Annotated in this window: 15 protein-coding genes; 6 read left to right on the top strand and 9 right to left on the bottom strand. The window is 66.7% G+C overall.

What is annotated here, in order from left to right; genetic code table 11:
- Complete coding sequence (locus tag EON91_RS09890) at window positions 1-1,158, bottom strand: D-alanyl-D-alanine carboxypeptidase family protein (RefSeq protein ID WP_292094093.1); 1,158 nt, start codon at window positions 1,156-1,158, stop codon at window positions 1-3.
- A gap of 267 nt (window positions 1,159-1,425) precedes the next feature.
- Here EON91_RS09890 and phaP point away from each other — a divergent pair, with 267 nt between their 5' ends.
- The 3 genes from phaP (at window position 1,426) to clpA (ending at window position 4,698) form a co-directional block, all read left to right on the top strand.
- On the top strand, window positions 1,426-1,896 hold the full coding sequence (phaP, locus tag EON91_RS09895) for a TIGR01841 family phasin (protein ID WP_292094095.1): 471 nt from the start codon (window positions 1,426-1,428) through the stop codon (window positions 1,894-1,896).
- A 155-nt stretch (window positions 1,897-2,051) separates the two neighbouring features.
- A complete protein-coding gene (gene clpS / locus EON91_RS09900; RefSeq protein WP_292094096.1) occupies window positions 2,052-2,381 on the top strand; it encodes an ATP-dependent Clp protease adapter ClpS in 330 nt (109 codons plus the stop codon).
- A gap of 13 nt (window positions 2,382-2,394) precedes the next feature.
- Window positions 2,395-4,698 (top strand): ATP-dependent Clp protease ATP-binding subunit ClpA, encoded by a 2,304-nt coding sequence (clpA, locus tag EON91_RS09905; protein ID WP_292094098.1) that lies wholly within the window; start codon window positions 2,395-2,397, stop codon window positions 4,696-4,698.
- Between the two features lie 75 nt (window positions 4,699-4,773).
- Here the strand turns inward: clpA and EON91_RS09910 are convergent, their stop codons facing one another.
- Window positions 4,774-5,079, bottom strand: coding sequence for a CsbD family protein (locus EON91_RS09910; RefSeq protein ID WP_292094101.1), 306 nt, complete (start codon window positions 5,077-5,079; stop codon window positions 4,774-4,776).
- Between the two features lie 200 nt (window positions 5,080-5,279).
- Between EON91_RS09910 and EON91_RS09915 the strand changes: the two genes are divergently transcribed.
- On the top strand, window positions 5,280-8,345 hold the full coding sequence (locus tag EON91_RS09915) for a DUF3857 domain-containing protein (RefSeq protein ID WP_292094102.1): 3,066 nt from the start codon (window positions 5,280-5,282) through the stop codon (window positions 8,343-8,345).
- Here the strand turns inward: EON91_RS09915 and EON91_RS09920 are convergent.
- The 4 genes from EON91_RS09920 to EON91_RS09935 all read right to left on the bottom strand — a co-directional run bounded on the left by EON91_RS09920 (window position 8,327) and on the right by EON91_RS09935 (window position 12,564).
- Window positions 8,327-9,475 carry a GNAT family N-acetyltransferase gene (locus tag EON91_RS09920; protein WP_292094104.1) on the bottom strand — a complete coding sequence of 383 codons (1,149 nt, stop codon included), beginning with the start codon at window positions 9,473-9,475 and terminating at the stop codon, window positions 8,327-8,329. The genes EON91_RS09915 and EON91_RS09920 overlap by 19 nt on opposite strands.
- Window positions 9,472-9,930: a RidA family protein gene (locus EON91_RS09925; protein WP_292094106.1), complete on the bottom strand. Its 459-nt coding sequence runs from the start codon at window positions 9,928-9,930 to the stop codon at window positions 9,472-9,474. The genes EON91_RS09920 and EON91_RS09925 overlap by 4 nt, the downstream gene beginning before the upstream one ends.
- 61 nt (window positions 9,931-9,991) lie before the next feature.
- Window positions 9,992-11,296 carry a nicotinate phosphoribosyltransferase gene (gene pncB / locus EON91_RS09930; RefSeq protein WP_292094109.1) on the bottom strand — a complete coding sequence of 435 codons (1,305 nt, stop codon included), beginning with the start codon at window positions 11,294-11,296 and terminating at the stop codon, window positions 9,992-9,994.
- Window positions 11,293-12,564, bottom strand: coding sequence for a DNA polymerase IV (locus EON91_RS09935; RefSeq protein ID WP_292094111.1), 1,272 nt, complete (start codon window positions 12,562-12,564; stop codon window positions 11,293-11,295). The genes pncB and EON91_RS09935 overlap by 4 nt, the downstream gene beginning before the upstream one ends.
- 126 nt (window positions 12,565-12,690) lie before the next feature.
- Between EON91_RS09935 and EON91_RS09940 the strand changes: the two genes are divergently transcribed.
- Both EON91_RS09940 and EON91_RS09945 read left to right on the top strand, forming a co-directional pair.
- Window positions 12,691-13,056 carry a response regulator gene (locus EON91_RS09940; RefSeq protein WP_292094138.1) on the top strand — a complete coding sequence of 122 codons (366 nt, stop codon included), beginning with the start codon at window positions 12,691-12,693 and terminating at the stop codon, window positions 13,054-13,056.
- A 12-nt stretch (window positions 13,057-13,068) separates the two neighbouring features.
- The gene (locus EON91_RS09945; protein WP_292094114.1) at window positions 13,069-14,433 is read left to right on the top strand and encodes a PleD family two-component system response regulator; all 1,365 of its coding nucleotides are present in this window, start codon (window positions 13,069-13,071) and stop codon (window positions 14,431-14,433) included.
- An 86-nt stretch (window positions 14,434-14,519) separates the two neighbouring features.
- Here the strand turns inward: EON91_RS09945 and rpmG are convergent, their stop codons facing one another.
- From rpmG to rnr, 3 genes are all read right to left on the bottom strand, one after another.
- On the bottom strand, window positions 14,520-14,687 hold the full coding sequence (rpmG, locus tag EON91_RS09950) for a 50S ribosomal protein L33 (protein WP_003164451.1): 168 nt from the start codon (window positions 14,685-14,687) through the stop codon (window positions 14,520-14,522).
- An 89-nt stretch (window positions 14,688-14,776) separates the two neighbouring features.
- Window positions 14,777-15,484, bottom strand: coding sequence for an NUDIX hydrolase (locus EON91_RS09955; RefSeq protein ID WP_292094115.1), 708 nt, complete (start codon window positions 15,482-15,484; stop codon window positions 14,777-14,779).
- Window positions 15,481-17,796, bottom strand: a complete 2,316-nt coding sequence (gene rnr, locus EON91_RS09960) for a ribonuclease R (RefSeq protein ID WP_292094117.1) — start codon at window positions 17,794-17,796, stop codon at window positions 15,481-15,483. Before rnr ends, EON91_RS09955 begins: the two co-directional genes overlap by 4 nt.
- Window positions 17,797-17,869: the final 73 nt, after the last annotated feature.

A 17,869-nucleotide genomic window follows, 5' to 3' on the forward strand; every position in this document is an offset into this window, starting at 1 on the left:
TTATACCCGCCCCGTCCGCCGTGCGCGCCTCAGGCGAACGCCCGCCGAGCCACCATTTAGTGAGGCGGTCAGGTTGTTCGACGGGCGTTCGCCTGAGGCGCGCACGGCGGACGGGGCGGGTATAACCTCGGTCGGCGCGGGCGGCCGCGCCAAGGCGGCTGTATAGGCGACGGCGTTGGAGCCCACGCCCACGCCTTCGGCCTCATCCTCACTGGTCGGTGTGCTGGTCAGCGAGGCGTATTGAACCGGCGGCTCGAGGGAGACGCCATAGCCACGCTCTTCGAAGAAATTCTGGGCGACCTGAATGCGTTCGCCATGCTTGCGGCGACGTTCGACCTCGAAGCCCGTGTCCATCAGTTCAACGACGTGGGCGTTGCGGGTCGCGCTGGACCGTCCGCCCAGGACGATGGTGATCAGGCGCTTGCCGTCCTTCACCGTCGACGCGGCCAGATTATAGCCCGAGGCGTTGGTGTAGCCGGTCTTGATGCCGTCATACCCCTGGGTCGTCAGCAGGCCGTTGGTGTTGCGATAGTCGCGACCTTCATAGGCCCAGTCGTGCAGGCCGAAATAGCGATAGTACTGGGGATAGTCGCGCATCACGGCGCGCGCCAGGATGGCCAGGTCCCGGGCCGACGTCAGCTGGCGGCTGTCAGGCAGGCCGTTGGCGTTGACGTAGCGGGTCTGGGTCATGCCCAGCTCTTCGGCCTTCAGTGTCATCATCGAGGTGAAGCGGCCCTCGGATCCGCCGACATGCTCGGCGATGGCCACGGCCATGTCGTTGGCCGATCGCACGGCCGTCGCCCGCATGGCGTTGTCCAGGGTGATCGACTGGCCTGCCGCCAAGCCCAGTTTCGAGGGTGGCTGCGAGGCCGCGCGGGGCGAGACTGTGAGCGTGTCCGTCAGCTTGACCTTGCCCTCGGCCAGCGCTTCGAACGCCAGATACAGGGTCATCACCTTGGTGATGGAGGCGGGATAGCGGCGGCTGTCGGCGAACCGACCGAACAGGACCTCGCCCGAAGCGGCGTCGACGACGACGGCGGCGTAACGCGCGTTGTCAGCGGACTGGGCGACCAGCGGACCTGCGCCCGGCGTGGGCGCGACGCTGAGGGCCACAAGGGCGACGGCTGCGGGAACCAGGCGACGGAACAATGCGGTCATCGGCAAGCGATAGCCTCGTAACTGTGGCGCGACGACGACCCCCCGGCGCGACGCATACTGAAAACCTAACATGAGGGCAGGGGGTTTCGGGGTGGTAAACAAGGCGTCAACAACTTTGTGAACGCGCAGGTTGTCAGGTTATCAGCGTTCATATTGTGCACTGCACAAAAAACCTTGACCTCATTTCGCACATGCACCATATGACGTCTCGAGCGGTCCAATCGGGCCGCGCCCCCTTTTGTGATCGCCGCTTCAGGAGACCTCCCCATGGCCGACAGCGCCGAAACCGTGAAGAAAACCGTCGAGCAGGGCGCCGCCAAGGCCCAGGCTCAAGCTGAAAAATTCCAGGCCGCCGGCGCCCAGGCGTTCCGTGAAGGCGTCGACAAGTCGGTCGCCTCGCTGGGCGAACTGAACGCCCACGGCAAGAAGAACCTGGAAGCCCTGGTCGAGTCGGCCTCGGCCGCCCAGAAGGGCGCCGAAGCCCTGTCGCAGCAGGCTGTTTCGTACAGCAAGAAGAGCTGGGAAGACGGCGTCGCCGCCGCCCAGTCGCTGAGCCAGGCCCGTTCGATCCAGGAACTGCTGGAACTGCAGACCAACTGGGCCAAGTCGGCCACCGAGTCTTACCTTTCGGAAGCCACCCGGGCCGCCGAAATCTTCACCGCCTCGGTGAAGGACAGCTTCAAGCCGATCAACGAGCGCGTCACCGCCTCGGTCGAGAAGTTCCAGGCCGCGCGCTAAGCCGCAGCGACCAAGGGAACAGGCTGGGAAGGGCCCGGGGCGAACGCTCCGGGCCCTTTCTGCATTCCGGTTCACGGAAGCTTTCACTGGACGGCACTACAAATCAGGCCATCATTCCCTATCTGATCCATCGACTTCCCCAAGACGGACGACGAATGCCTAACCAACGGCCAGGTGAACAGGGAGGCGGTCTCGGGGCCGCAACCGTCACCGAAACCAAGCCGAAACTTCAGCGGCCCTCGCTGTATCGGGTGCTGATCCTGAACGACGACTACACGCCGATGGAATTCGTCGTCTATGTGCTGGAGCGGTTCTTCCAGAAGAGCCGCGAGGACGCGACCCGCATCATGCTGCATGTGCATCAGCACGGCGTCGGCGTGTGCGGCGTCTTCACCTACGAAGTGGCCGAAACCAAGGTCGCCCAGGTGGTCGAGACGGCCCGTCGTCACCAGCACCCCCTGCAATGCACGATGGAAAAGGACTGAGAGGAACCTCCACATGCCCTCATTTTCGCGTCCTCTCGAAGAGACCCTGCACCGCGCGGTCCACTACGCCAACGAACGTCGGCATGAATATGCGACGCTCGAGCACCTGTTGCTGGCCCTGATCGACGACCCGGACGCCACGGGCGTCATGACGGCCTGCAACGTCGATCTGCCGGCGCTCAAGACAGCCCTGACATTGTATGTCGACAACGACCTGGCCGCCCTGGCCACAGCCGATGGCGACGACGCCAAACCGACTGCCGGCTTCCAGCGCGTGATCCAGCGCGCGGTGATCCACGTCCAGTCCTCGGGTCGCGAGGAAGTGACCGGGGCCAACGTCCTGGTCGCCATCTTCAGCGAGCGCGAGAGCCACGCCGCCTATTTCCTGCAGGAGCAGGACATGACGCGGTACGATGCGGTCAACTATATCGCCCACGGCATCGCCAAGAAGGCGGGTGCGGGTGAAACGCGCCCGGCGCGCGGTGGCAGCCCCGAGGACAACGAGGACGCCGCCACCGTCAAATCGGGCGGCGAGGCGCTGGAGGCCTATTGCGTCGATCTGAACGCCAAGGCCCGCAACGGCAAGATCGATCCGCTGATCGGCCGCAACGCCGAGGTCGAACGCTCGATCCAGATCCTGTGCCGCCGGACCAAGAACAATCCGCTGCTGGTCGGCGACCCCGGCGTGGGCAAGACCGCCATCGCCGAGGGCCTGGCTCGCAAGATCGTCAACGGCGAAGTCCCGGACGTGCTGAAGGACGCCACCATCTTCAGCCTGGACATGGGCGCGCTGCTGGCCGGCACCCGCTATCGCGGCGACTTCGAGGAGCGCCTGAAGCAGGTCGTCAAGGAACTGGAGAACCACGACAACGCGGTCCTCTTCATCGACGAGATCCACACGGTGATCGGGGCCGGCGCGACCAGCGGCGGGGCCATGGACGCCTCCAACCTGCTGAAGCCGGCTCTGGCTTCGGGTTCGCTGCGCTGCATGGGGTCGACGACCTACAAGGAATATCGCCAGCATTTCGAGAAGGACCGGGCCCTGGTCCGGCGCTTCCAGAAGATCGACGTCAATGAGCCGACGATCGAGGACACGGTGAAGATCCTGAAGGGCCTGAAGACCACCTACGAGACGCACCACAAGCTGCGCTACACGGACTCGGCGATCCGCACGGCCGTCGATCTGTCGGCGCGCTACATCACCGACCGCAAGCTGCCGGACAAGGCCATCGACGTGATCGACGAGGCGGGGGCGTCACAGATGCTGCTGCCGGAATCCAGGCGCAAGAAGGTCATCGGCCAGAAGGAGGTCGAGGCCGTCATCGCCAGGATGGCCCGCATTCCGCCGAAGTCGGTCAGCAAGTCGGACACGGAATCCCTGCGCGAGCTGGAGGCCGATCTGAAGCGGACGGTCTATGGCCAGGAACAAGCCATCGATCAGGTCTCGTCGGCGATGAAGCTGGCGCGCGCCGGTCTGCGTGATCCGAACAAGCCTATCGGCGCCTTCCTGTTCAGCGGCCCGACCGGCGTCGGCAAGACCGAGGTGGCCAAGCAACTGGCCGCCACGCTGGGCATCGAGATGCAGCGTTTCGACATGTCGGAATACATGGAGCGCCATACAGTCAGCCGCCTGATCGGCGCGCCTCCGGGCTATGTCGGTCATGATCAGGGCGGCCTGCTGACCGACGCCGTTGATCAGCATCCGCACTCGGTGGTGCTGCTGGACGAGATCGAGAAGGCGCACCCTGACGTCTATAACATCCTGCTTCAGGTGATGGACAACGGCGTCCTGACCGACGCCGTCGGCAAGAAGGTCGATTTCAGGAACGTCATCCTGATCATGACCACCAACGCCGGGGCCGCCGACAACGCCCGCGCCTCCATCGGCTTTGGCCGGGGCAAGGTCGAGGGCGAGGACGACAAGGCCATCCAGCGCCTGTTCGCGCCGGAGTTCCGCAACCGTCTGGACGCCATCGTGGCCTTCAAGCCGCTGGGGGCCGAGACAATCCGTTCGGTGGTCGGCAAGTTCATGATGCAGCTGGACGCCCAACTGGCGGACCGCAACATCACTATCGAACTGACCGACGGAGCGACCGACTGGCTGGCCAAGAACGGCTTTGACGAACTGTATGGCGCACGGCCTCTGGCCCGCGTCATTCAGGAACACATCAAGAAGCCGCTGGCCGACGACATCCTGTTCGGTCGCCTGACCCGCGGCGGTCATGTGAAGGTGGAGCTGAAAGACGGCAAGATCGCATTCGACATCACCCCGTCCAAGGGCGCGGCCGTGAAGGAAGAGGCGGAAGAGACGGCCTGACAGCTGGCTCAGTTAGTCAAAGCGAAAAGGCCCGGGGATTTCCCGGGCCTTTTTTATGGGTTGAAGGGGCGCTGATTAGCGGCGGCGGCCCAGGCTGCTGAGCAGGATGGCGGCGCCGGCCAGGATGCCGGTGGTCAACAGCGGCTTGCGGCGGGCGAACTCCAGACCCTTGCGGGCGGGCTCCTGAAGATCAGCGGGGGCGCGACCGACCATGCCGTCCAGACCGTCGATGACGCGGCCATAGGCGTCACGCGCCTTGCCCTCATACTCCTTGAACTTGCCTTCGACCTGGAGCTTGCTGTCGCCGGCAAGACGGCCGAGGCCGTTCCTGGCCTTGCCTTCGATTTCGGTGGCGACGCCTTCGATGCGTTGGTCGGTCATGGCTGATCCCTGGGGTTGGAAGGAGGATGCCGGTCAAGCGTCCAGAGAGGGCTCATGGTTCCGTCCAGGGGCCGCGACCGAATGTCAGTGCAGGCGCCTCACGGGTAGCTTTTGGTTGCATGGTCGTGGAGTGACATGGTTCTGTCGGCCCGTCGCGCCGAGCGGGCCGACCAGTAAGTCTCGATCCGGGGGGATCCGCCTTGTTTTTCCGTATGATGGTTTCGGCCGCCGCGATTCTGGCGGCGTCTTCGGCGTGGGCCGGCGACCAGTTGTTGCTGGCGCCTGCAAGCGACTGGGTGCGTCCCGTCGAGCCTGGAGTCCCCGGCGTCGCCGAAACCAGCGAGGTGGGGTATCGCTACCGTTTGTACGACGCCCAGACGCGGTTCGACGATGCGGCGCGCCACAGCTATGTTCGCTATCGCATCCTGCTGCAGTCGCCTGAGGGCCTGGGCTCGGGTGGCGTCATCGCCCTGGATTGGTCCGCCGACCATGAAGATCTGACGATCCACCATGTACGGGTTGTCCGTCAGGGCGCCGTGATCGAGGTTCTGGACACTCAGAAGTTCGAGGTCCTGCGTCGCGAAACCGGCTTTGAAAATTCGACTGTCATGGGACAGCTGACCGCAGCCCTGCACCCCGCGGACCTGCGCGTCGGCGACGAACTGGACGTGGCCTATACGGTGACCCGCCGCGAGCCGGTGGCCGACGCTCGCCCCGAGGCGGTGATCAGCGGCGGCCTGAGCTCGACGGTCGAGCACCTGCACGTTGCGGCCTCGTGGCCTGAGAACCTGAACATGAGGGTTCGCGCCACACCGGGCTGGACGGTGCCGGCGGTGCGGCGTCGCGGCGGCTTCAACGAGATCGTCGTCGATATGAAGAATGTCGAGCCGTATTTCGTGCCCAACGACGCCCCGCGCCGGTTCTTCCTGGCCCGCGAGGCGGAGCTGTCGAGCTATGACGGCTGGGGCGATGTGGTTTCGCTGATGACGCCTCACTACGATCGCGCGGCGACCCTGTCCGAGACCTCGTCGCTACGTACCGAAGTCGCCCGTATCAAGGCCGCACATTCGACCCAACGGGATCAGGCCCTGGCTGCTCTTCGCGTGGTCCAGGATCAGGTGCGCTATCTGGCCATCCTGATGGGAGAGGGCGGCTGGGTGCCGACCAGCGCCGATGAGGTCTGGCGGCTGCGCCAGGGTGACTGCAAGGGCAAGACGGCCCTGTTGCTGGCCCTGCTGCGCGAGCTGGGCATTCCGGCGGATGCGGCGCTGGTCTCGACCGACACGGGCGACAGTCTGGCGGAATCCCTGCCGCGACTTCGCGCCTTCGACCATGTGCTGGTTCGGGCCGAACTGGACGGCGCCACATACTGGCTGGACGGAACGCGAGCCAATGATCGCGTGCTGGAGCAGTCCGCCTTTGCGCCCTACCACAGCGCCCTGGTGCTGACCGAAGGTCGCACGGGACTGGACCGCATTGTGCCGATCCCGCAAGCCACGGCGGGCGCCGAGGTTGTCGAGATCGTTGACGCCTCGGCGGGTCTTTTCGCGCCTGCCGCTGTGACAGTGAAGACCCTCATCCGCGGTGATGACGGGTTGGAAGCCGCCTCGACAATGCAAAACATGGGTCCGGCCGCGCGTCAGGAGCGACTGGACAGCATGCGCGAGTCGATGGGCGAGCAGATGAAGGACATCGCGGTCACCGCCGCCTACGACGAAAGTCTGGCCGCTTATGTGATCACGGTGACCGGGCGCGTGGATGGAAGCGTGCTGGAGTATGGCGCCCTGTCCCCGGAAGGCCTTCGCATTCGCCCGCCCCAGTTGACCAAGCGCACCACAACCTTCCTGCCGAATGCTCCGCACGTCGTCAGCTATCCGATGTCGTCCGCAGGACGGGCCGATTACCGCCTGCCGGAAGGGACGCGTTACGACGTCTATGGAGGCAGTCTGGAGTTCGATTTCATCGGGACGCACTACAGTCGGACGATGACCGTCGATGGCGCGCGCCTGACCGGGCTCGCTACCGCTTCGGCGAACGCTTACGAGGTCACCCACGACGAGTATGAAAAGGCGCGTCTGGCGGGCGATACCCGATTTGGGCGGACGCCCAGCCTGACGGTTCGCGGCGTCTATCAGCCGACGGTGGCCGACCGCGCGGCCTGGGCTACACAGGAAGCGGAAATCGACGCGACCAAGCGCGCTCAATCGTTCCAGACTCGCGTCCGCGAGCTGGCGGCGCTCGGTCTGTATGATGAGGCGACCAAGGCCGCAGACCGCGGGGTAGAGATCACGGCCGACCAGGCCGGCGTCTGGGCGGCACGCGCGGGTCTGCGCCTCACCATGGGCGACCTGGATGGGGCCGAGGCTGATCTGGATCAGGCCGAGGCGCTGGATCCGGCGAATGACTCGGTCACCTACGGCCGCCTCAACCTGGCCAGCGGTCGTGGCGACACGCGGGAGCTGATCCTGGCCTATACGCGCCTGCTTCGCCTGTCCCCGCGCAATGTCGGCGTGCTGCAGGCGCGCGCCTATGCCTATCTGGCGGCGGGCCTGGGCGACCGGGCCGTGGCGGATATGGACGCGGCCCTGAACGCGGCGTCGGATGCGAGCAAGCCCCAGGCGAAGGCGGAGAAGGCGGCCCTGCTGGCGCTGCTGGACCGCACGGCCGAGGCGGAGACGCTGTCGCTGGCCGCGATGGAGGAGGCGCCGCACAATATCCAGTTGATCACGTCACGCATTGATCTGCTGATCGAGGGGGGGCGCGGCGCCGAGGCGATGGCGCTGGCGCGCACCCTGATGCAGCGCGATGCGAGCGAGATCGAACCTTCGACCCAAACGCTGGTGGCGGCGCTGGCGGCGGGCGGCGACACGGATGGGGCTGTGGCCTTGACCCGTTCTCTGGTGGAGACCAATCCGGACAATCCGGTCATGCTCAATGAGGGCTGCTGGATGCTGACCCTGGCCGGGGCCGGTCTGGAGCAGGCTGACAGTTGGTGCGAGGCGGCGTTGGCGGCCCAGCCGATGTCCGGCCCGATCGCGGATTCGCGCGCACGGTTGCGACTGCAGCAAGGTCGACACGAAGACGCCCTGGCCGACTTTGACTATGCCCTCAGCCGCCAGGCCGCCATGCCGCCCGCGCGGTACGGACGGGGTCTGGCCCTGATCGCTCTGGGCCGTGAAGAGGAAGGCCGCGCCGATCTCGCCCTGGCGTTGCGCCAGAGCCCGCAGGTGGTCGAAAGCTTCCGCTCCTACACCGGCGCGCGATAGGGGCTGAGGGCTTCGGTCATCGCCGCCATTTCGTCCTCGACCGCAGGTCGCTCGCTGTCCAGATAGCGGGCGACCGGTTCGCGCAGGGCCGGATCGGCAATCCAGTGGGCGGAATAAACCGGGGCGGGCAGATAGCCGCGGGCTATCTTGTGCTCGCCCTGCGCGCCCGCCTCAACGCGCGAGAGACCCCGCGCGATGGCGAAGTCGATGGCCTGATAGTAGCAAAGCTCGAAATGCAGGAAGGGCACGTCGTCCAGCGCGCCCCACTGTCGGCCGTACAGAGCATCGCGGCCGATGAAGTTCAGCGCCCCGGCGATGGCCGTTCCGTCGCGGAACGCCATGACCAGGGCGATCCGGTCGGCCATGCTTGCCCCGACGCGGGCGAAGAAGTCGCGCGTCAGATAGGGGCGGCCCCATTTGCGGTCGCCGGTGTCCATGTAGAAGGCGAAGAAGGCGTCCCAGTGCGCTTCGGTGATGTCGGCGCCGGTGAGGACGCGGATGTCGAGCCCCACCTGCGCCTCACGCCGTTCGCGCCGGATGGTCTTGCGCCGGTTGGAGGACAGGGCGGCCAGGAAGTCGTCGAAGGTCGCATAGCCGTCGTTGCGCCAGATGAACTGGATGTCACGGCGCGGCAGCAGGCCCGCTTCCGTCATCGCCTGCCACTCCGACTCGATCGGGAAGTTCACATGCAGAGACGAGACGCCTAGCCGCTCGGTCAGGGCCAGCGCGCCTTGCAACAGGGCCTCGCGCACCGTGGCGGCGTCGGTCTGGGGCGCGTTCAGGAAGCGCGGCCCGGTGGCCGGAGTAAAGGGCACGGCGCCCAGCAGCTTGGGATAATAGCGGCCGCCCGCGCGCTCATAGGCGTCGGCCCAGCTGTGGTCGAAGACGTATTCGCCCTGGCTGTTCCCCTTCAGATACAGGGGCATGACGCCCAGCACGGCGCCGTCTTCATCGTGCAGGGACAGGTGGCGCGTCGCCCAGCCCTGGCGCGGGACGGCGCTGCCGGACGCCTCGCAGGCGTGCAGAAAATCCCAGGCGACGAAGGGATCGCCGGTCGGGGCCGCGCAGGCGTCCCACGCGTCCCGACCTATGGCGGCGATCCCGTCATTGACCCGAATCTGGAAGGTCACTTCACCTCGACGACAGCGTCCACTTCGACGGCGAAGCCGAGCGGCAGCTTGTAGACGCCGACGGCCGAACGGGCGTGCTTGCCCGCGTCGCCGAAGACATCGACCATCAGGTCTGAACAGCCGTTGATGACGGCGGGGATGGCGATGAAGTCGGGTCCGGCCTGGACGAAACCGCCCAGCTTCACGACGCGGACCACGCGGTCCAGGTCGCCGTCCACGGCGGCGCTGATCTGGGCCAGCAGGTTGAGGCCGCACAGGCGCGCGGCGGCTTGGGCCTGCTCCGGCGTCACGTCCACACCGACCGTGCCCTTGATCCCGCCGTTGGCGTCGTTCGACAGCTGGCCCGAGATGGTCAGCGTATTGCCCGAGCGGACATAGGAGACATAGCTGGCCACCGGCTTGGCGGCTTCGGGCAGGGTGATGCCGAGTTCGGTAAGGCGGGCGGCGACGGACATGGAGAACTCCCTTGGTTGTTGCGGCGGGGTTTAGCGCGCTGCGGTCACGCCGTCATCCGCTTCAGACGACGACCGGGCGCGTCTGGCGCCCCGCTTCGCCGAAAACGCGCAGATAGCGGGCGATCTCGGCCGGATCGCCGGTGGCTTTGTGCGGATTGTCGGACAGTTTGACGGCAGGGCGCCCGGCCGCATGGGTGACCTTGCAGACCAGCGACAGCGGCTCCAGTTCGGGCGCCGGCGCGGGTGAACAGTTGTGGAAGTCGTTGGTCAGGTTGGCGCCCCAGCCAAAGCTCATCCGGACCCGGCCTTGGAAATGGCGATGCGTCGCCTCGACGGCGTCGATATCCAGCCCGTCCGAGAAGACCAGCAGCCGCTCGCGCGGGTCGCGGCCGTGCGTCCGCCACCAGTCGATGATCCGCTCGCCCGCCTGAACCGGCGGCGCCGAGTCGGGTCTAAAGCCCGTCCAGTCCGCGACCCAGGCCGGGGCATCGGCCAGAAAGGCCTCGGTGCCGAAGGCGTCGGGCAGGGCGACCAGCAGATTGCCGTCGTACAGATCACGCCACGCTTCCAGCACCCGCCACGGCGCGGCGCGCAGGGCCGCGTCATCCTCGCCCGCCATGGCGGCAAGCACCATGGGCAGTTCGTGGCCGTTTGTGCCGATGGCCTCCAGATCGTTCTCCATCGCCAGCAGGACGTTGGACGAGCCGATGAAGGCCGAACCCAGCCCTTCCTTCAACGCCTGAATACACCAAGCCTGCCACAGGAAGCCGTGCCGCCGCCGCGTGCCGAAGTCTGACAGGGCCAGATCAGGCAGGGCGCGCAGCCGCTCGACCTTGCTCCACAGTCGGGTCTTGGCGCGGGCATAGAGGATATCCAGCTCGAACCGGCCCAGCCGCTTCAGTCCGGCGCGGGCGCGCAGTTCGCCGACGATGGCCAGGGCCGGAATCTCCCACAGGGTCACATCGGCCCAGGATCCGTTGAACGTCAGGCGATACTGCCCGTCCCGCCGCTCCAGCGCATAGTCGGGCAGGCGATAGGCAGACAGCCAGTCGATGAAGTCCGGATCGAACATCCGCGCCCGACTGTGGAAGCTGTTGCCCGCCAGCCAGACGCGCTCGCGCGTGGTCAGGCGTACGGTGCGGGCGTGGTCCAGCTGTTCTCGCAGGGCCTGTTCATCGACCTGATCGGCCAGTCGCACCTCGGGCTTGCGGTTGATCAGTTCGAAGGTCACCGGGACGTTGCGGTAACGCTTCCAGATCAGCTGCAGCATCAGCAGCTTGTAGAAGTCGGTGTCCAGCAGGCTGCGGACGATGGGGTCCAGTCGCCAGCCATGGTCCCAGGCGCGCCTGGCCAGATCGACGGTCATGCGGCCCCCTTCGGCTTGATCGCGGGCTTCAACGCACGACCCGCCACCACGGCCCCGGCGCCGAACCGGTCGCGTAGGCGGTCGATGGCGGTTTCGGTCTTCAGGGCGCGCGTTTCGGGCGTGTCGAACAGGGCGGCGGGCGCGTCGTCGGCATCGACGACCTCGGCCATGCCGATACCGATCAGGCGATAGGGCGGGCCCAGCTCGGCCTTTAGCAGGTCACGGCCGACCGCGAACAGGGCGCGGGCCGTCTGAACCGGCTCGGGCAGACTGACGCGGCGGGTGACGATGCGGAAGTCGGTGCGTCGCAGCTTCAGCACCAGCACCCGACTGGCGACCCCGTCGCGCCGCGCCTTGGACGCCAGCTTCTCGCACAGGGGCCACAGCTCGGCCTCCAGCGCCTCAGCCGTGGTCAGGTCGTCGTTGAAGGTGGTCTCGGCGCTCATCCCCTTGCGGTCGCGTTCCGGATTTACGGCGCGGCCGTCGCGGCCGTGCGCCAGGTCGGACAGGCGCAGACCCCACTCGCCATAGCGTTTCACCAGGTCTCGCAGATCCGCCGCCGCCAGATCGCCGACGGTGGCGAAGCCGTCGCTGCGCAGGGTGCGCGAGAACACCGGCCCCACGCCGGGCAGGATCGATACAGGACGCGGCGCCAGCAGGACCTGCGCCTCGGACCCGATGACCGAGAAGCCGCGCGGCTTGTCCAGCTCCGATGCCACCTTGGCCAGGAAACGGTTGGGGGCCAGGCCGATGGAGACGGTCAGACCGACCTCCTCCTCGATCCATTTCTGCAGCCGGGCCAGTTGCAGCGCCGGGGGACCCCCGTTCAGCCGTTCGGTCCCGGACAGATCAGCCCAGGCCTCATCCAGCGACAGGGGCTGAATCAGCGGCGTCAGCTTCGCCAGCGCGCCCAGGATGCGCTCGCTCTCGTGCTTGTATTTGGCGAAGTTCGGCTTGATCACGACCGCGTCGGGACAGGCCTTCAACGCCTTGAACATCGGCATGGCCGAACCGACCCCGCTGAGCCGCGCGACATAGCAGGCGGTCGCGACCACGCCGCGCTTGCCGCCACCGATGATGACCGGCTTGTCCCGCAATTCCGGCCGATCACGCTTCTCGACCGACGCGTAGAAGGCGTCACAGTCCATATGAGCGATGGTCAGTCGGTCCAGTTCAGCGTGGGCGATCACGCGCCGCGACCCGCACGCGCCACAGCGGGCGACGATGGCGTCATCGCTCCACAGGCAATCGCGGCACAGGGTCTTCATCGGCGAGCGGCGCTCCGTGAACGGGCTTCACCCCAACTTAAGACTGCCCGGTCACAGTGACAGGCAAGAAGGCGAAATAAAGCCTCGGCTACCCGCGGAAACGAGAAGGCGACCCGCCCGGTGATGATGTCGAAGAAGGTTCTCATCGTCGAGGACAACGAGCTGAACATGAAGCTCTTTCATGATCTGCTCGATTCCCAGGGCTATGAGACGTTCCAGACCCGTGAGGGTCTGCAGGCGCTGGCTCTGGCGCGCCAGCATCGGCCCGACCTGATCCTGATGGACATTCAGCTGCCGGAAATCTCGGGGTTGGAGGTGACCAAATGGCTCAAGGACGACGAGGAGCTGAGCCATATCCCTGTCGTCGCCGTCACTGCCTTCGCGATGAAAGGCGACGAGGAGCGTATCCGCGAGGGGGGCTGCGAGGCCTATATCTCCAAACCAATCTCGGTGATGCATTTCCTCGAGACCGTCCGCCGGCATCTGGGCTGAGGCCGCCGGACGATGACCGCACGCATTCTTGTCGTTGACGACGTCGAGGCGAACGTCCGGCTGCTCGAAGCCAAGCTGACGCTGGAATATTATGACGTCCTGACCTGTCAGGACGGGCCGACGGCGATTGCGCTGGCCGCCAGCGAGGCGCCGGATATCATCCTGCTGGACGTCATGATGCCCGGTATGGACGGGTTCGAGACCTGCCGCCGGCTCAAGGAAGACCCCGCCACCAGTCATATTCCGGTGGTTCTGGTCACCGCCCTGGACGGACGCGAGGATCGCGTTCGCGGGTTGGATGCGGGGGCCGATGACTTTCTGACCAAGCCGCTGGACGATGTGATCCTGATGGCGCGGCTGCGCTCTCTGGTGCGGCTGAAGATGGTCATGGACGAGCTGATGGAGCGCGAGGAGCGCGGCCGCAGCTTTGGTGTCGAAGGTCAGGCCGGCGCACGTTTGCGCGGGGCGGGCGGACGCGTTCTGGTGGTCGATGACCAGCCGGTTCAGGCTGAGCGTCTGATCCAGGAGCTGTCGATTGAACATCGGGCGGCCATAGAGACCAATCCGGCGGTCGCCTTGGTGGCGGCGCGCGGGCCGATCGACCTGATGATCGTCAATGTCGAGGCGGCAGGCTTTGACGGCCTGCGTCTGATCGCTAACGCCCGTTCCAGCGAGGCGACGCGGCGGACGCCGATCCTGGGCCTGGTCGATCCGGCCCAACGACCGCGCCTGATCAAGGCGCTGGAACTGGGCGTCAACGACATCCTGCTGAAGCCGGTCGATCCGGGCGAACTGCTGGCCCGGGTGCGCACCCAGATCCGCCGAAAGCGCTATGCCGACTTCCTGCGTGACAAGCTGGATTACAGCCTGGAGATGGCTGTCACTGACGCCCTGACCGGCCTGCATAACCGACGCTATATGTCGGGCCAGTTGCAGGGGCTGGTGGACCACGCCAACCACGGCGGGGAATCTGTCGCAACGCTGGTGCTGGACATCGATCACTTCAAGGCGGTCAACGACGGGTTCGGTCACGACGCCGGGGACGAGGTGCTGCGTGAGTTCGCGGTGCGTCTGGCCACCAACGTGCGCGCCATCGATCTGCCGTGTCGTCTGGGCGGCGAGGAGTTCGTGGTCGTCATGCCCGGCGCCTCGCTGGAGGCGGCGCACAGCGTCGCCGACCGCATTCGGCGCGACATCGCTTCTGCCCCGTTCCGTATCATGGGCGGGCGCGAGCAACTGACCATCACCGTCTCGGTCGGCGTCGCCGCCTCGACCGGCGAGGGCGACACCCCCGACGCCCTGCTGAAGCGGGCGGACGAAGGGGTCTATGAGGCCAAGTCCGCAGGCCGTAACCGCGTCATCGCCCGCGCGGCCTGAGCCGTGATCCAGGCATAGCAAAACGCCCGGCCATTCGACCGGGCGTTTCAATCAGTCAGCACGGCGGCGAACCGCCGGATCAAGTCTTACTTGATCTTGCCTTCCTTGAACTCGACGTGCTTGCGCACGACCGGGTCGTACTTTTTGACGACCATCTTCTCGGTCATGGTGCGGGCGTTCTTCTTGGTGACGTAGAAGAAGCCGGTGTCGGCCGTGGAGTTCAGGCGGATCTTGATCGAAGCCGGTTTGGCCATCGGAATTACCTCTGCGACGGCGAAAGCCGCTAAAATAAGAGGCGCGGAACATACTCGGGGACGCCCGGAAGTCAACCGCGCGGCGTGACCTATTCGCGCGTCACCAGATGACGACCCCGGACCATGCGGACAAAGGGCGGGGTGCGCTGGGGACCCTGCTGAATCCGCTCGGCAACTTCGTCCAGCACGAACCGTGTGATGGCGGGCAGGTCCAGGGTCCTCGCCTCGTCCAGCGGTAACCAGGCGATCTCGTCCAGTTCACCCGAACCGGCTGTGGGTTCGGGTGTCAGCAGGGCTTCGGCCGGGGCCATGAAGAATCGGGCGTCGAACCGGCGCGAGCGGCCCGGCGGCGTGATGGCGCGGGCGATATAAGACAGCACTGACAGGTCGGGCAGGGCGCCCAGCCGCCGATAATCGCGCCAGGGTCCGGCCACCGCAACCGATGGCGCCGACCGCCCCAGAACAAGCCCTGTCTCCTCCCACGTCTCGCGCACGGCGGTCAGGGCCAGGGCGCGTGCGCGACGGGGGGGTATCTCGTTCTCCAGCCGACGGGCGCTGTCGGCCCCCAGATCCCGGGCGAATGCGGCGGTGAAGTCGGCGCGGTCGATCCGTCCGCCGGGGAACACCCATTTGGACGCCATGAAGACATGGCCGGGCGCCCGTCGCCCCATCAGCACCTGGGGCCGCTCGCCCCCACGGGTCAGGATCAGGGTGGCGGCGTCCTTTGGCCTTTGCACATTTCCGGTGCGCGGGGCGTCCTTCAGGTCCTGAGCGGCGTCGAAGGGCTGGGTGCTCACCGCCGCTTGCCCTTTCGAACCCCCTTCAGCCCACCGGCGGGCTTGCCGCCGTTGCGGGGCTTGGGACCGCCGGGGCGGCCTTTCCCTCGCATGGGCGGGCCGTCGCCGCCCCGGCCCCGGATGCCGTAGCGGGGGGCGGGGGCGTTGGGGTCGCGCGGTTCGGCCTCGGACAGCATTTCCAGCACCAGGCCGCCGGTCACCGGCGTGGCTTCCACCAGCTTCACCTCGACCCGGCGCCCCAGAGTAAACCGCTTGCCTGTCCGTTCGCCGACCAGGGCGTGGGCGCGGTCGTCGTGGGTGAAATATTCGCTGCCTAGGGTCGAGACCGGGATCAGGCCGTCGGCCCCCGTCTCGTCCAGCCGCACGAACAGGCCGAACCGCGTCACCCCGGTGATCCGCCCGGTGAAGGTCGCGCCGACCCGATCTTCCAGGAAGGCGGCGATATAGCGGTCCATCGCGTCGCGCTCGGCCGCCATGGAGCGGCGCTCGGTCGTCGTCACCTGTTCGGCGATGGCCGGCAGTTCGGCGATCTCGCGGTCCGTCAGCCCGTCCGACCCCAGCCCCAGCGCCCGGATCAGGCCTCGGTGCACGATCAGGTCCGAATAGCGCCGGATCGGCGAGGTGAAGTGGGCGTAGCGATCCAGGTTCAGCCCGAAGTGACCGACGTTCTCAGGCGAATAGATCGCCTGCATCTGGGTGCGCAGGACCACCTCGTTGACGACCTCGGCGTAGGGGCCGTCGCGCGTCTCGTCCAGCAGCTTGTTGAACCGTTTGGTCGTCGCCGGCTCACCCTTGTTCCACGGCTTGGCGATGGTATGCAGGAAGTCGGCCAGGTTGAAAATCTTCTCCTGGCTGGGTGCGTCGTGGACGCGATAGATCAGAGGCGTGCGCTTCTGCTCCAGCGTTTCGGCGGCGCAGACGTTGGCCTGGATCATCATCTCCTCGATCAGGCGATGCGCCTCCAGCGAGTGGCGCGGCTCGATCGCGCCGATGCCGCCGCCGGGGTCCATCAACACCTTGCGCTCGGGGCTTTCGATGGCCAGCGGGCTGCGCTTCTCACGCCCCTTCAGCATGCAGCGATAGCCATTCCACAGGGGATACAGGATGGCGTCCATGATCGGCCCGGCCGCGTCGTCCGGCTGGCCGTCGATGGCGGTCTGGGCCTGCTCGTAGGACAGTTTGGCGTGGCTGCGCATCAGGCCGCGCATGAAGCGGTGGCCGGTCTTGCGGCCCGCCTTGTCGAAGATCATCCGCACGGCCAGACAGGCGCGGTTCTCGCCTTCCTTCAGGCTGCACAGGCCGTTGGACAGCACCTCGGGCAGCATCGGCTCGACCCGGTCAGGGAAATAGGTCGAGTTGCCCTTCTCGCGCGCCTCGCGGTCCAGCGCCGTGCCGGGGCGGACATAGGCGGCGACGTCGGCGATGGCGACCCAGATGATCCAGCCGCCCTCGTTCTTCGGGTCCTCGTCCCGCTGGGCGTAGACGGCGTCGTCGTGATCGCGCGCATCGGCCGGGTCGATGGTGATGAAGGGCACCTCGCGCAGGTCTTCGCGCCCCTTTAGCGTGGGCAGGGCCTGATCCAGCGCCTCGCGCTCGACGGCGTCCGAGAAGCCGGTGGGCACCCCATGGCTGTGGATCGCGATCAGCGAGGCGGCGCGGGGATCATCCTCGCGGCCGATGGTCTCCAGAATCTTGCCGCGCTTGGGACCATAGCGGTGCTCGCCCTTTTCGATGGCGGCCAGCACCAGATCGCCGTCGCGCAACTCGCCCGCCATCGACTGCGGGATCAGCAGCACGTCCTTGGACCGCTTGTCGACCGGCTCGACACGTGTCTCGCGCGCCGATTTGCGGATCACGCCCAGCACCCGGTTAGTCCCGGCGTCGAGCCGCTTGACCAGTCTCGCCTCCCAGCCGTCGGCCGAGCGGGAGAATTTCACCAGCAACCGGTCCCCCAGGCCGGGGGCAGGCCCCTTGGCGCCCTTGTCCGGCATCAGGATCGCGCGTGGCGCGTCCTCGGCCGCCTTGACCAGCTGGACGTACAGTTCGCCGTCCGCGTCGCGGTCGACCACATCGGCCACGCCGACGGGGGGCAGGGCGCCCGCCTCGGAGAAGCCCTTGCGTCCGCGCTTGCCCAGCCGGCCCTCGGCCTCCAGTTCCTTGAGCATCTCGCGCAGTTCGCGACGCTCGGCGCCCTTCAGGCCGAAGGCGCGGGCGATGTCGGCCTTCTCGGCCTCGCCGGCTTCGCGCAGGAAGGCGATCAGGGTCTCTTTGTCGGGCAGCCCGGCTGTGGGGCGTTTCGGTGTCTTGGCCATTGCGTCCTGTGTAACGCGCTTCGTGGAAAAAGGGTGGAATCTTGCGCCGCTTGACCGCGAAGGGCCGGACGAT

The sequence above is a fragment of the Brevundimonas sp. genome (assembly GCF_004210735.1).
Classification (GTDB): domain Bacteria; phylum Pseudomonadota; class Alphaproteobacteria; order Caulobacterales; family Caulobacteraceae; genus Brevundimonas.